The organism is Polyangium sp. y55x31, assembly GCF_029946505.1.
Taxonomy (GTDB): Bacteria; Myxococcota_A; Polyangia; order Polyangiales; family Polyangiaceae; genus Polyangium.
On record NZ_JARZHG010000004.1, the window covers coordinates 503,630 to 517,733 of the forward strand.

At 69.4% G+C, this 14,104-nt stretch carries 13 protein-coding genes; 6 read left to right on the forward strand and 7 right to left on the reverse strand.

Translation table 11 applies throughout. From position 1 onward, the window contains the following. The first annotated feature begins 162 nt into the window (after nt 1-162). From QHF84_RS10965 to ggt, 5 genes are all read left to right on the forward strand, one after another. Nucleotides 163-1,245: a hypothetical protein gene (locus QHF84_RS10965; protein ID WP_281313180.1), complete on the forward strand. Its 1,083-nt coding sequence runs from the start codon at nt 163-165 to the stop codon at nt 1,243-1,245. A 2-nt stretch (nt 1,246-1,247) separates the two neighbouring features. Continuing rightward, complete coding sequence (locus QHF84_RS10970; protein ID WP_281313181.1) at nt 1,248-1,934, forward strand: hypothetical protein; 687 nt, start codon at nt 1,248-1,250, stop codon at nt 1,932-1,934. Then, entirely contained in the window at nt 1,931-2,977 is a 1,047-nt protein-coding gene (locus QHF84_RS10975; RefSeq protein WP_281313182.1) for a hypothetical protein, read from the forward strand. The genes QHF84_RS10970 and QHF84_RS10975 overlap by 4 nt, the downstream gene beginning before the upstream one ends. Nucleotides 2,978-3,169: 192 nt before the next feature. After that, nucleotides 3,170-4,054, forward strand: coding sequence for a hypothetical protein (locus tag QHF84_RS10980; protein WP_281313183.1), 885 nt, complete (start codon nt 3,170-3,172; stop codon nt 4,052-4,054). A gap of 92 nt (nt 4,055-4,146) precedes the next feature. Continuing rightward, a complete protein-coding gene (gene ggt / locus QHF84_RS10985; protein WP_281313184.1) occupies nt 4,147-6,039 on the forward strand; it encodes a gamma-glutamyltransferase in 1,893 nt (630 codons plus the stop codon). On the opposite strand, the gene QHF84_RS10990 is transcribed toward ggt, so the two are convergent. The 4 genes from QHF84_RS10990 to QHF84_RS11005 form a co-directional block, all read right to left on the reverse strand. Then, on the reverse strand, nt 6,036-6,506 hold the full coding sequence (locus tag QHF84_RS10990; RefSeq protein ID WP_281313185.1) for a universal stress protein: 471 nt from the start codon (nt 6,504-6,506) through the stop codon (nt 6,036-6,038). The genes ggt and QHF84_RS10990 overlap by 4 nt on opposite strands. Nucleotides 6,507-6,798: 292 nt before the next feature. Continuing rightward, nucleotides 6,799-7,410 (reverse strand): hypothetical protein, encoded by a 612-nt coding sequence (locus QHF84_RS10995; RefSeq protein ID WP_281313186.1) that lies wholly within the window; start codon nt 7,408-7,410, stop codon nt 6,799-6,801. A gap of 17 nt (nt 7,411-7,427) precedes the next feature. After that, nucleotides 7,428-8,387 (reverse strand): tetratricopeptide repeat protein, encoded by a 960-nt coding sequence (locus tag QHF84_RS11000; RefSeq protein WP_281313187.1) that lies wholly within the window; start codon nt 8,385-8,387, stop codon nt 7,428-7,430. Continuing rightward, nucleotides 8,359-9,885 carry a serine/threonine-protein kinase gene (locus tag QHF84_RS11005; RefSeq protein WP_281313188.1) on the reverse strand — a complete coding sequence of 509 codons (1,527 nt, stop codon included), beginning with the start codon at nt 9,883-9,885 and terminating at the stop codon, nt 8,359-8,361. The genes QHF84_RS11000 and QHF84_RS11005 overlap by 29 nt, the downstream gene beginning before the upstream one ends. A 132-nt stretch (nt 9,886-10,017) precedes the next feature. On the opposite strand from QHF84_RS11005, the gene purB reads away from it, so the two are divergent. Then, on the forward strand, nt 10,018-11,319 hold the full coding sequence (gene purB / locus QHF84_RS11010) for an adenylosuccinate lyase (protein WP_281313189.1): 1,302 nt from the start codon (nt 10,018-10,020) through the stop codon (nt 11,317-11,319). A 33-nt stretch (nt 11,320-11,352) separates the two neighbouring features. Here purB and QHF84_RS11015 read toward each other — a convergent pair whose 3' ends face one another. The 3 genes from QHF84_RS11015 to QHF84_RS11025 all read right to left on the reverse strand — a co-directional run bounded on the left by QHF84_RS11015 (nt 11,353) and on the right by QHF84_RS11025 (nt 14,070). After that, entirely contained in the window at nt 11,353-12,207 is an 855-nt protein-coding gene (locus QHF84_RS11015; RefSeq protein WP_281313190.1) for a right-handed parallel beta-helix repeat-containing protein, read from the reverse strand. Nucleotides 12,208-12,271: 64 nt separating this feature from the next. Then, on the reverse strand, nt 12,272-12,751 hold the full coding sequence (locus QHF84_RS11020; protein ID WP_281313191.1) for a hypothetical protein: 480 nt from the start codon (nt 12,749-12,751) through the stop codon (nt 12,272-12,274). 8 nt (nt 12,752-12,759) lie between these two features. Continuing rightward, nucleotides 12,760-14,070: an HEXXH motif-containing putative peptide modification protein gene (locus QHF84_RS11025; protein ID WP_281313192.1), complete on the reverse strand. Its 1,311-nt coding sequence runs from the start codon at nt 14,068-14,070 to the stop codon at nt 12,760-12,762. Between the last annotated feature and the right edge of the window lie 34 nt (nt 14,071-14,104).

Here is a 14,104-nt window from a genome sequence, read left to right on the forward strand (position 1 = left end):
CGTGCGGCGACAATAGCAGCAAGGCGCCCTGCGTGCGCCTCCTCGCGCGCGCTTCCCCCGGGAAAGGGCGGGCGGTGGGGCAGCAGGGCCCGGATGGCCGACGACTTGCTTTCGTGTAGCGTCCTCAGCGTCCCCTTTTTTCTGCCCCCGGGAGGAGAACCCATGTCCGCTTTCCGATCTCTCGTCTTGATGGCGCTCGCCGCCCCGCTCTTCTTCGCCTGCTCCAGCGAGCCGAATCCCCCCCCGACAACGGGGGCAGACCCGGCACATATCGACCCACCTCCGGCGGGCCAGGGCTTCCAGATCGAGACGAATACCTTCGAGGTCCCCGCCGGCGTCGAGAAGCAGGACTGTTACTTCTTCCGCGTCCGTGACCTCGCGGCGGCGAACGGCCTCGATCCCGAGAGCCCGGTCTACGTGAATCGTGTGCAGATCGCCCAGAAAGAGGGCTCGCACCACATGAACGTCTTCCGCGTCCGCACGATCACGGGCCTCGATCCGGCGAACGGCGCGATCCAGGAGGGCAAGGACAACGTCGGCGAGTGCTTCAAGAGCTCGAACTGGGCCGACTGGCCGCTCGTCGCGAACTCGCAGATCGACGGCCAGCTCGACTGGACCTTCCCCGAGGGCGTCGCCAACGAGTTCCTGCCCGACGAGTGGCTCATGCTCCAGACGCACTACGTCAACGCCTCGACCCAGGGCACGCCCTCGGGCGAGGGCAAGGTCAACGTGAACTTCTGGACGATCCCGAAGGAGAAGGTCAAGGCGCAGCTCGGGACGCTCTTCGCGACGAAGCAGTCGATCCGCGTCTGTGCCTCGAACCCGACGCCCTCCTTCGACGGCTCCTGCCAGTTCAAGAGCGACGTGCCCGTGCACATCATCGGCGCGAACGGCCACTTCCACAGCCGTGGCAAGCAGTTCGACATGTTCACGTGGGACGGCGTGAGCATCGACCAGCCGCCGATGGATCAGCGTTTCTACTCCTCGCAGGCCTGGGACGAGCCGCCGATGCTCACCTCGCCGCAGCTCGATCGCGAGGTCCCCGCGGGCGGTGGCGTGTTCTACACGTGCTCGTACCAGTGGCAGATGCCGGAGGCCTCGCTCGGCTGCGACGGCTTGAACGCGCTCGACAAGCAGGGCGCGGACGACTGCTGCTACACGTTCGGCCCGATCGTCGAGGCCAACGAGCACTGCAACATCTTCGTCTACTACTACCCGAAGTCCGACAACATCAACTGCTTCTAGCCGTGGACAAACGCTCGGTCGCCCTCGTGCTCGCGCTCGCTGCTTGCAGCTCCCCCTCGCCGCCGCCGCCGGAGGTCGACGCCGGCCCGATCGGGGGCTGCAAGCTCGCGTATCTCGGGGACCCTTCGGCCGAGCCGATCATGGAAGTGATCGCGCTCGGCCCCGGGGGCGAAATCCAGTCGATCAGCGACGGATCGAGCATCTCGCTCATCTTCCCGCCGCAGGGCGGCCGCGTCGTGTTCGCGGGCGTGCGGGCGACGAACGTCGACCCGTGCGCCGTCCGCGTCGCGGGCGCCCTGCGCGACCCGGCGACGAAGCAAGTTCGTCTGGACACACGCATCATCAACCTCGAGCCCACGGACGAGGGCTACGGTCGCAGCACGCCGACGGACATCTCCTCGTTCTCGAACATCGCCGCGTGCCCGAACCAGTGGGCCGAGGAAGACCTCTTCGACAAACCCTACGAGCTCACGGTCTCGCTCACGGATCGCGACGGCAAGAAGGTCACGAAGGTCATGACCGTGACCCCACGCTGCGACGAACCCGGCTACGAGGCCGAGTGCCTCTGCATGTGCGCCGGCGACTACGTCCTCGGCATGCAGTGTGATCCCGACGCCGGCAGCTTCGATCCGGACCTCGACGCGGGCGTGGACGCGGATCCTCCGGACGCCTTTGGAGGACCGCCGTGAAGCGCCTTCGCCTCCCGCTCGTGCTCACGCTCGCCGCGCTCGCGCTCGGCTGCTCCGATCCGCCTCCGGACGGGCCGCCTTCCTCGGAAACGCCCGCGTGGCAAGTCGTGCTCGACGGGGGCGACCTCGACCGCGCGGTGCTCAGCGTCTGGGGCAGCGGCCCGAAGGACGTCTTCGCCGTCGGCGGACCGCTCGGCAACGGCCAGGAGTCGCTCGTGGTGCACTTCGACGGCGCCTCCTTCCGCGAGCTCCACCCCGGCGGCGACCAGACGTACTGGTGGGTCTCGGGCTCCGGGCCCGACGACGTCTGGATGGTCGGCGAGGAGGGCCGCATCACCCACTGGGACGGCGCGACCTTCACGGAGCACGTTTCCGGCACCACGGCGACGCTCTGGGGCGTCTGGGCGGCCGGCAAGACGGACGCCTGGGCTGTCGGCGGCACGCCCGAGGGCGGCACCGGCGCCGCGAACGACGTGGTCCTCCACTGGGACGGGAGCACGTGGACGCCTGTGACCTTGCCCGGCATGCCGCTCGGCCGCGCGCACTACAAGGTCTGGGGCACGAGCTCGGACGACCTCTACGTGGTCGGCGAGTACGGCACGATCTGGCATAAGAAAGGCGCAGACTGGGCCTTCGAATCGGACCCACCGCTCGCCAGTGGCATGCTCTTCACGGTGTCCGGCTGCGGCCCGAACGAGGTCTACGCCGTCGGCACGTTCGATGTCCTGCGCTCGAACGGCGTGACCTGGCAGAAGCTCGACGTCGCGCTCACGAACGGCGTGAACGGCGTGGCTTGCAACGCGCCCGGCGAGGTGATCGTCGTGGGCTTCGGCGGCTCGAAGCAACGTCTCGACGCGGGCGCGTGGGTGGACGAGTTCGAAGTGCCACCTTATGCCGATCTGCACGCGGCCTGGGCCGATGGCACTGGCACGTACTGGGCCGTGGGGGGGAACTTCGTGACGAGCAGCATGCCGGGCGCGGCGCGCGAGGGCATCGTGGCGCGGTACGGCCCGGGCAGGATCGCGAATCAGATCACGCCTTGAGCTCGACCTGGTCGGACGAGCGACCGCCGGTATGACAGCGCCGCCCGAGGCGGCGTGAACGGCAGAGCTCGACCGTTTCGAAATCTCCGGCGGTTCGTCGAACGAAGGACCTACCCTCGTGGGTGGTCGCCCCCTTGCACCGGGGGCGCCGCGATCGAGGGACCCCTCTCGTCCACACAGGAGAACGAACTCATGCGTACTTCCCTTGCCCCGATCTTCGCCGCTGCCGCTCTCGCTGCCGCCACGACCTTCGGCTTTGCTTCTTCGGCCGACGCCAAGACCATCAGCGCTTGCGGCGGCATCGAGCTCGCCGCGAACGCCAAGTGCGAGATGCGCGTCGAGGGCGGATGCACCGCCGCGTGCGAGCCCGTGAGCTTCCAGGTCCAGTGCGCCGCGGACCTCTACGTCGGCTGCAACGGCCAGTGCAACGCGCAGATCGACGCCCAGTGCAGCGCGAGCTGCCAGGCGAGCTGCGAGGCCGAGTGCAACGTCGACCCCGGCAGCTTCGAGTGCGGCGCCTCGTGCCGTGCCGACTGCGGCGCGAGCTGTGACGGCGCCTGCGCCGGCGATCCGGACGGCGCCCGCTGCCGCGCCTCCTGCGAGGCCACGTGCGGCGGCGAGTGCGACGCGCGTTGCGAGGCCACGCCGCCCAGCGCGGAGTGCAAGGCGCAGTGCTCCTCGTGCTGCACCGGCTCCTGCGACGCGCAGGCCAACATCGACTGCCAGATCGACTGCCAGGCCAAGGGCTTCATCGACTGCGAAAGCGAGCTCAAGGGCGGCTGCGAGGTCGCCTGCTCGCGGCCCGAAGGCGCGCTCTTCTGCGACGGCCAGTACGTCGACGTCGGCGAGCAGATCGACAATTGCGTCGCGCAGCTCGAGAGCCTGCTCGAGATCAAGGTCGAGGGCTACGCGCGCGGCGACGCGAATTGCAGCGGCGGCCGCTGCACCGCCTCGGGCGAGGCGGGCGTCTCCTGCGCCCAGAGCCCCGGCAACACGTCGAGCGGCGCGGCCGGCATCCTCGGCGCCATCGCCGCGTTTGGCCTCGCGCTCGGCCGCCGCAAGAACCAGAAGAAGTAGTCGCCGGATGCGGGGGTTTGGGGCGGCGCTCGGCTTGTCCGAGCAGAGCCCCCAAGCGTCGAAAACGGGCTTGGGCTAGAGTCCCCCCGCCGATGCCCGCGCGTCCGAGAAGATCCTTCCTCCTCGCGGCGGTGCTCGTCTCGGCCTGCGTCGCACAGACGCCCGCGCCGCGCGACGACGCCGCGCCGCCTCCCCCACCCCCCGAGACGTCCGCCGCGCCGAGCGCCTCCACGAGCGCACCCGCGGCCGCCGTGCCCGCGACCGCCGCCGCTGCGAGCGCGCCCGCGCCCGACCCTTATCCGGCCCCGCCGCCGCCCGATCCGCCCGTCTCCCTGCGTCCGGGCGGCAAGCGCGCCGTGCAGGGCGAGGCCGGCCTCGTCACCTCCGTCGAGAGAAACGCCACGCGCATCGGCACGAGCGTGCTGCGCCGCGGCGGCAACGCCGTCGACGCCGCGGTCGCCGTCGCCTACGCGCTCGCCGTCACGCATCCATCTGCAGGGAACATCGGCGGCGGCGGCGTGATGATGATCCGCTTGAAGAGCGGCGAGACACACTTCGTCGACTTCCGCGAGACCGCGCCCGCGGCCGGCGCGACGACCGAGAAGGTGCTCGCGATGCTCGACCACGACGGCGGCATCGGCCTGCGCTCGGCGGGCGTGCCGGGCACCGTCGCGGGTTTGTCCTTTGCGCTCGAACGGTTCGGCACGCGCCCGCTCGCCGAGCTCGTCGCGCCCGCCATCGAGCTCGCGAAGAACGGACACGCGCTCGGCCCGCGGCAAGCGCTCACGCTCGCGTGGGCCTGGGACAAGCTCAAGCACGACCCCACGGCCCGCGCGATCTGGGGCCGGGGGAAAAAACCGCTCGGCGAGGGCGAACGCGTGCGACAGCCGGACCTCGCGCGCACGCTCGAGTCGATCGCGAAGGAGGGCCCGCGCGCCTTCTACGAAGGATTTTTCGCGCGCGCGATCGATGAGTGGATGAAGAAGGGCGGCGGGTACATCACGGCCAAGGACATGGCCGACTACCGCGCGAAGCTGCGCGCGCCGCTGCGCTTCTCGTACCGCGGTTTTTCCGTGGAGACCGCGCCTCCGCCGTCGATGGGCGGCGTCGCGTTCGCAGAGATCATGCTCTCGCTCGAGCGCGCGCGGGCGCACGAGCAGAAGCCCGGCTCGGCCGACGCGCTCCACCTCTTCGTCGAGGCCGCGCGCCGCGCCTACGCCGATCGAAGGCTCGTCGCCGCCGATCCGGATTTCGGGCCGAAGGAACTCGACACGAAGCTCAAGGAGCTCCTCTCCGGCGCGCACCTCGCGACGCGCAAGCCCGCGATCGATCCGGCGCGCGCCACGCCTTCGACCGCGCTCGCCGCGGCGATGCCCGAGGCCGCGCAGGAGTCGCCCGAGACCACGCACTTCTCGGTCGTCGATGCCGAGGGCAACGCCGTCGCTTGCACGTACACGCTCTCGGCCGGGTTCGGCGCGAAGGTCGTCGTGCCCGGCACGGGCGTCCTGCTCGGCAACGCGCTCGGCGGCTTCTCGAAGGACGGCCCGAACGTCGTCGCGCCGGGCAAACGCATGGCGACCTCGATGTCGCCTTCGATCGTCACGCAGAACGGACGCCTCGCGCTCGTGCTCGGCTCGCCGGGCGGCGACACGATCCCGAACACCGTGGCCCAGGTCTTCAGGAACCTCGTCGACTGGGGCATGACGATCGACGAGGCCATCACGACCGGCCGCCTGCACCACCAGTTCCAGCCGGACAAACTGCGCGTGGAGAAGCAGCGCCCTCCGCCGCGCGAGGTGCTCGCCGAGCTCACCCGGCGCGGGCACACGATCGAGCAGAGCAACCTCACGCAGGGCGACGCGAACGACATCCTCGTCGACCCGCAAACCGGCATCGCCTATGGCTTCGCCGATCCCCGCGAGGGAGGCACGGCCGAAGGGATTTCCCGTTTGGACGTGGAAAAGGCGAAGGTCGCCCGTCCCTAACGGAGGCGCGGATCGTATTGATCGACGCCCGGGTCGTCCTCGTCGCGTTTCGGGCGGACGATCACGACGGGGCACGGCGCATTTCGCGCGATGCGATCGGCGAGCGGACCGCCGAAAAGACGCTCGAGCCGGCTCGGCGGGTGGCTCGCCACGACGATGAGGTCGGCCCCGATTTCGTGCGCCAGGTTCACGATGGCCTTGTCCGGCCGTCCGTCGCGGTAATGCATGGCCATGAGCCGCGCTTGTCCGCCTGCGGAGCGATGTTCGAGCACCTTCAAAGGCGGCAGCTTCGCCTCGCTCGCGTGCGAGGTCGACACCCGCGGCGTGGCCACGTCCTTGATTCGCGGCGCCATGCCACGCGCACCGATCACCACGGCGTGAATCTCGGTCTCTTCGCCCCGGAGCTCCGCCAGATCAAAAGCGAACCGCCAGGCCCGGCCGCCGGGCTCCGAGAGGTCGAGCCCCACGAGCACAATGTATGGGTCCTTTTTGCGCTCCGCGGGTGGCGTCACCCTGCGAACGGCCGAGTCCGGTGGGGGAACCGAGACGGCGCGTAGCCTCGGCTGCGTCGTTTCTTCGGTGTCCGGGGCGGGCGAATCGGGGCCGGACTCTACCGTGGACGGAGCGATTGCGACCATTGCCAGCGAATGTTTGGATCGCGTCGCGTGGTCGCAAGTCCCTTTCGCTGCTTCTTCGAGCGGAAGCATTCCGAAACGACCGCGCGGCGCGCCCGGACGGGCTCGACCGCCGCGGGCGGCCTCAGCGCAGGAATACGAGCGCGAGCCCGACCGTGGCGGGAATGCGGCAGGTCAAACCGAACCCCAGCGTCACGTCCGGCCGCTCGCCGATCTTCGCATACGCGCCTTCGAGGTAAAGGCCAAGCCCTCCCTCGCCGTGCGCATACCCCATGGCGCCGCCGCTCGAGCTCGTCCCCGAGAACGTGGTCGACGTGAACCAGCGGGCCTCGGCCGTGACACGAACGGCCATGCCAAACCTCATCTTGTCCGTCTCCGACTCGTACCAGAGCCGCGGCTGGGCCGCGACGCCGATACGGCCGACCTGATCCACGACAGGAAAGACCGTCCCCTCGAAGAAGGCGCCGTGCCGGGAGGGCCCGGCGCCCGCCTCGAACGTGTAGCCCAAGCCGACGTCCGCGCGCCGTTTTTCCCATGCACGCATGAGCTGGAGGGGCTTCACGCCCACGTCGATGTGCCCCATTCCGGGGCCCGTCTGCTCGGTGCTCGGCGTCCCATAACGAACGCCGCCGCCCCCGGAGATGGCGATCGGCGGCGTCGCGAAGGGGAAGGCAATACACGCGGGGAGCGCGCTCGTGAGCGCGAGAAGGCAAAACGTCGAAATGCCTCTATGCATGGCGCCTCCCCTCCCTCTCAGAACACCCCCCGCACCATGACCGAGCTCGGCCCGATGAAGACCTCGGGCACGTACGTCACCTCGAGCTTGCGCTGGATCTTCTGGTTGCCGATGACACCGAGCGCGATACCGCCGCCGAACATCACGGTGCCCACGCCGAGCGTCGCCCAGCCACCAGGCGATCCGCCTCTCGAAAGGCCAACCGTGCCCGCGCCCACGAGCCCCACGATTCCCCCGACGACGCCGAGAATGACCCCGCCGGCGAGCATGCCCGTGCTGCGGCGGACCGTGGCGACCCGGTATTTGGGTTTGTCCCCCGGGCCCTGCATTCCCTGCTGCGGCTGCATTTGCTGCTCGGGCGGCGGCGGCGGGACGTCCGTCGCGTCGAGCGTGACCTCGTCCTTGCCCTTTTCCTTCGATTCGACCGCCGCCTCTTTGAGCACGTCGCTGCCGCGCCGGAGCGTCACCACGTGTTTGCCCGGGTCGACCGGCAGCGGCACGCCGAACGTGACGGGGTCGAGCTTCACCTCGTCGCGATAAACGGAGAGCCCCTCGACGCTGCCCTTCACCTGCACCGTGAGCTGCGGCAGGCGTGGATCGAGCTCCTTTTGCCGGCGCGCGGCGAGGTCTTCCCGGGGCTTGTCGCCCTCGCGCTTGGCCTGATCCCGCGCCTCGCCCCACAGGGCCCAGGCGCGCGCGAGCTGCCCCTGTTTCTCGACACAATCGGCCCAGTTCAGCTTCGTGCCGACGGCCGGGTCGAGCTTGTAGCTCCCCTCGAATTTCGGGCAGGCCTCGGCATAGTTTTTCTTTTCCATGAGGCCCTTGGCCACCCGGAAAAGGGCCTCGGCCGCGGCCGGATCATTCGCGAGCGCCGGCGCGGTAGAGAGCGAGAGCGCCGCGCCGACGAGGGCCGGAGCGACGAAACGGAAAGAGCGACGCCGCTCGGAATCAGCGGCGACCGGACATGAGGTCGTCATCGTTCGGTTTCTTTTTGGTGGTTACGGTCGGCGCCGGCTTCGTGCGGCCCGGGCCGGGGGGCAAGGGGGGCGCGGCGGGCTTCGCGGAGGCCGGGGGCGGCGCGGCCGCGGGTTCGACCGACACCGCCGCGGCGGGCTCGACCTTCGCCGGCGGCTCGGCGCCGACGGGCGCCTTCGGCGTCGGCGTGGGCAGGGGCAAGGGCGCGGCTTCCGCGGCGGCCGCTTCATTTTTCGGAGCTTCGCCGCGGTCCTTCGCGCCGAACATCACCGCGGCCCCGACAACGCCGATCAGCGCAATGGCGATCGCCGCGAAGATCGGGGCCTTGCTGCTCGACGCATTCGGCGGGCTCCCCGTTTGCGCGACCGGAACGGCCGTCGAAGCGGCGAGCACGGTCGCGCCCATGGCCGTCTGCGGCGAGATGGCGCCTCCGCCCATCGGGGTCAGGGCCATCGGGTTCTCGGGCTGCGGCGTGCTCGCGAAGGCCGGGCGCGCAACGCCGTCGTTCTGCGCGAGCGGCATCGGCGCGCCGGCGACCGTGCTCTTCGGCGCCCCTTCGGCCGCGTGTGCTTTCTGCAGGATCTCCGTCACTTCGAGCACGAGCGCCGGGCCCTCGACGATGCCGAGCGCGGCGGCGAGCTCCGTGATCGCCTCGCCGGCCGTGCGGAAGCGCTGCGAGGCGTCGCGGTTGCAGCAGCGCAAAAACCACGCGTCGAACCTCGGTCCGAACGGGCTGCCTTTCTGCGACGGCGGCGGGATCGGATCGACCACGATCTGCACGACGAGATCGCTGATCGTCTCGGCCTGCCAGTAATCAAAGCCGAGGAGCAGCCGCGCGGCGATGAGGCCGATGGCCCAGACATCCGTAGGAGGGCCAATGAGCTGCGCCTGGGCCCGCGCCTGCTCGGGCGCCATGTAGAGCGGCGTCCCGAACACGGCGCCGGTCTTCGTCTTCGAGTGCGCGCCCATCGCGCTCGCGGCGCCGCCCGTGAGCTTCGCGATGCCGAAGTCGAGCAGTTTTACGCAAGGCGTGCCGTCCTCGCGCACCGTGAGGAAGATGTTCTCCGGCTTGAGATCGCGGTGCACGATGCCGATCGCGTGGGCCTTGTCGAGCGCGCGCGCGGCCTGCCGCAGGTAGAGCACGACCTCCTTCGGATGCAGCTTCTGGCGCGCTTCCGCCTCGCCGGAGAGGTCTCGCCCGCGGAGGAACTCCATCACGAGGAACGGCGCCCCGTTGAGCTCGGGCGCGACGTCGGCGTCGGTGACGCGCACGATGTGGTCGCTGTCGATACGCGCCGGCGCGCGCGCCTCGGTGCGGAACCGCTCGATCGTGCTCGGATCGGAGAGCGTCTCGTTGTGCAGCACCTTGAGCGCGAGGCGCTCGTCGGTGTGGACGTGCTGCACGAGATACACGGCCCCCACGCCGCCTTCGCCGAGCTGCTTGACGATGCGGTAGCGACCGGCGATCACGAGGCCGGGCTGGATTTTCTCGGTGCTCATGGAGCGAGGGCCCCCTGAAAAGTACAAGCCGAGCCTAGCACGGCCCGGCCGAGCCCGTCGCCTTTCCTCGCCGCGCCGGTCGGGCCCGGCCCGCTTGACGGCGCGCGCGACTTCTCCCAGCTTTCGCGGCGAATGATCCCGCGATACACCCCGCCCGCGTTCGCCGCGCTCTGGTCGTCCGAGACTCGTTACGCCGTGTGGCTCGACGTCGAGCTCGCCGCCTGCGAGGCGATGGAGGCCGAAGGCCTCGTGCCCGCCGGCGTGGCCCGAGCGCTTCGTGACAAGAACCTCGTGCTCGATCCGGCGCGCATCGAGGAGATCGAGCGCACGGTCAAGCACGACGTCATCGCGTTCCTCACGCACGTCGAGGAGCTCGCGGGAGCCGACGCGCGGTGGCTGCATCGCGGCATGACGTCGAGCGACGTGCTCGACACGAGCCTCGCCGTGCTCCTCGTCCGCGCCGCGGATCTTTTGCTCGAGCGGCTCGACGGCCTCATCGTCGCGCTCTCGCGCCGCGCCGACGAGCATCGCCGCACGCCCATGATCGGCCGGAGCCACGGCATCCACGCCGAGCCCATCACCTTCGGCCTCGCGCTCGCGGGCCACCTCGCCGAGATGAAGCGCGGCCGCGCGCGCCTGCGTGAAGCGCGCAGCGAGATCGCCGTCGGCAAGATCTCGGGCGCGGTCGGCACGTACGCGCACCTCTCGCCGAAGATCGAAGCCGAGGCCCTCGCCGCGCTCGGTTTGCGCCCCGAGACCGTGGCCACGCAGGTCGTCCCGCGGGATCGTCACGCCGCGTTCTTCAACGCGCTCGCGCTCGTCGCTGCGGGCATCGAGCGGCTCGCGACGAACGTGCGGCACTGGCAACGCACCGAGGTCGCCGAGGCCGAGGAGTCCTTCACGAAGGGCCAGAAGGGCTCGTCCGCGATGCCCCACAAGCGCAACCCCATCCTGAGCGAGAACCTCTGCGGCCTCGCCCGCATCGTGCGCGCCGCGGCCATCCCTGCGCTCGAAGACGTCGTCCTCTGGCACGAGCGCGACATCTCGCACTCCTCGGTCGAGCGCATGATCGCGCCCGACGCGACGACCACGCTCGGCTTCATGCTGGAGCGCACGACCTCGCTCGTGGAAGGCCTCGTCGTGCGCGAGGACAACCTCTGGAAGAACCTCTCGCACTCGGGCGGGCTCTTCTTCAGCGAGGCCGTGCTGCTCGCGCTCGTGTCGTACGGCCTTCCGCGGCAGGAGGCCTACGTGCTCGTGCAGCGCAACGCGATGAAGGCGCTCGGCGGCGAGGGCACGTTCCGCGCCCTCCTCGGGGCCGATCCGGACGTGCACGCGCGCCTCTCGCCGGCCGAACTCGATCGATGCTTCGACCTCGAACACGCGCTCTCGCACGTCTCCGGCATCGTCGACCGCGCGATCGCGGCGCCCTGACGGGACGATCCCGGCCGCCCTCGCCTGTGAATTTCACGGATATTCGATCGGCGTCCCGTCGGCGTCGTTGACGTTGCCGACGACCGTCGGATTTGGATCATCGATCGTCCACGGCCCGTACCCCCAGTCGCCCTTGAAGCGGTTGCGGAGGACCTTGATCCCGGTCGGCATCTTTCCCCTCAGGTTGAGCGAATAGCCGCCGCCGGAGAGCCAGTTGCACTCGATCAGGAGATCGGTCGTGTCTCCGCTCTCGTCGCCGGTCTGGACGCAGGCGTTGCTCGCGCCTTCGATCCGGTTGTGACGGATGTGGACGTTCAGCCCGTGCGTCGACTGGACGCCGTCGTTGTGCTGGTCTGGATAATTGCCGAGGTCGTGGATCCACGAATCCTCGATCAGCACGTTCTCGTCCGCCTTGAAGCCGTCGGCGCCGCCGTGGACGTTGACCCGGCGCGCGGTGTAGTTCGAAAATGACAGCCCGGCGGTCACATCTGCGCTCGTCCCGATGATCTCGGTGTCCTCGACGACGAGACCCTTGTTGTCATTGTCGAAGTAGCGAATCGGGTAGTAATCGCCGCTCGTGATCCGACATCGCCGGATCGTGACGTCGTCGGCGAGGATCTGGACCTCGCCCTGGATGTCGAGGTCCTCGACGATCGCACCGTTGGTCGTCACCTGGATCGAGCCGCTCGGGGTGAGGATCGTCCCCTTGGGGACGCCGGTATTGTCGGGCCCGGGTTGATTCGCCCAGCACGGGTCGCCTGCGTCACCACCCCCGGCCTCGTCGGTCTCCGCGTCGCCGATGCCGCCGTCGACAGGGGTCATCGGGTCGGTGCTCGTACCGCACCCGATGAGCGGAAGAACGAGGGCGAGGAGCAAATGCGTTTTCATCTCGTGATTGTATGCGAGGCGGACGCGAAAAGGGAACAGCGGTCGACGTGGGGTCGAGGTACTCCTACCGATAAGGTGATCCCATCCCGATCCGCAGATCACACTGGAACACCTCGTAATGCACCGTGACGGCGAGCGCCCGCCCCGCCTCGAAATGCACGTACACCCCGGGCCACGAGCCCGCCCAGGTCTCGTCGAGCGTGCGCACCCCGAGCGCCACGGCTGGAAACCCGGCGCGCCGATCGAACCGCACGCAGACGAACGCCTCGGCGCCGGCCGCGAGCCATTCGAGGCAGCCGCGTGTATCCCGCGGCGAGAGCCGATCCTGGCGCAGCCATTTTTCGAAATCGACCGCCCCGCCCTTCCCTTCGAGCGCTTGCCGAAACGCAAAACTCCGGTCTGGCTCGACGAACTCCTCGGCGAGGCGCGCCGCGTGCTCCTCCGTAGCGCGCGCCCCGAGCGTGCGCAGATCGACCCGTAACGAACGCAGACGCGCGAGCTGCTCCCGGAACGTATCGCGGAGGAATCGTTCGTCGGGACGCACGCGGCCCCTCAGCCGTCCATTCTCTTGTAGTGATCGTGCCAGCGCTGGATCTCGTCGAGCACCGCCTTCCCCACGCGGGTCGGTTTTCCGTGTTCGAGGATCACCTCCGCGCCCTCCGCGTTGATCTGCCGGACACGCGCGAATCGCTCGGAAAACCCCGGCGCCTTCGCGAGCGGGTGGCCCGCCTCGATCATGCGCTCGTAGAGCCGCGCGACGGGCAAGAACGCGTGGACCGCGAGCAGGACGCCATGCAAAGGTCGCGGATCGGGCCGCACGGGCGAGGTGTAGAGCGGAGAAAACGCATTTTCGAGCACCGGATCGACCTCGAAGAGCGCATTGATCTTGTTGTGCGAGAACTCGTGAATCACCGCCTCCGTCATCGTCATGAGGCTCGGATGCAGGGACATGTAGATCGTCCCGATCGCCTCCTGGTACGACGCGGACAGGTGTTTTTCGTCGTGGTATCCGACGGGCACGATCTGCTGCACGAAAAGCTCGATCTCGCCCCGCAGGTCCGGTAGGTGCTCCCGCACGAGGCCGAGCGCCTCGGAGAGCGATTTCGTCCACTCCGCCGCGTCCTTGCCGCCGAGGTCGATCGCATTGCCCTCCTTGTCGGGGTGCGCCTCGACCATGGCGAGCGGATTCGTGTCCACGAGCGCGAGCACCGTGCCCCCGTCGATCGGGAAAAACGGGCGCGATACGGTCAAGCCCGCGCGCGTCTCGGAATACCCGGGCGGCTGCGCTTCGAGCGCCTGAAGGCTCAACGCTTTGACGCCGTCCGCGCGCTCGACGACGATCTTCCCCTCGTTCTCGAACACGACGGCGCGTGTATCCTCGGGCAAACGAATCGCAAAACCCGCCGTGGTGGAGACGAGCTGCTTCGGAGGCGCCTTCTGCCGAATGGCCCGCGGGAGCGCGGAGGCGCGCGCGAGGTGCACGAGAAAGACCCCGATGAGCTCGCGTAAAAGCGCCTCGGAATCGGGCCCCGGTGTTCGCAGGCACCGGACGAGCGTCCCCATCGCCGTGCGACGAAGGACGCTCGGGAGCGAGCCGGGGTTCTTCCGCGCGACATCACGCGCGAGCGTTTGAAACACCTGGAGATCGGCGCGCGCCTCGGCCGACAGCGCGAGGCCCTGCCCCACGCCGAAGAGCTCGGGCACGAGGCGACCGAGCGCGCGCGAGAGGACGCCTTTGGCCGTCTCCGAGCCCGGCGCGGGAATCGTGAGGTCCTCGGGAGGCTCGATCGGGCGCGTGGCGAGGGCGGGAGGCACGACGCCATTGTGGGCGAGGAGGGCGCGAGGCGACAAGCGAGAAGGCACGCGGCGCGCCCTTCATTCCGCAGCGGCGGCGTGG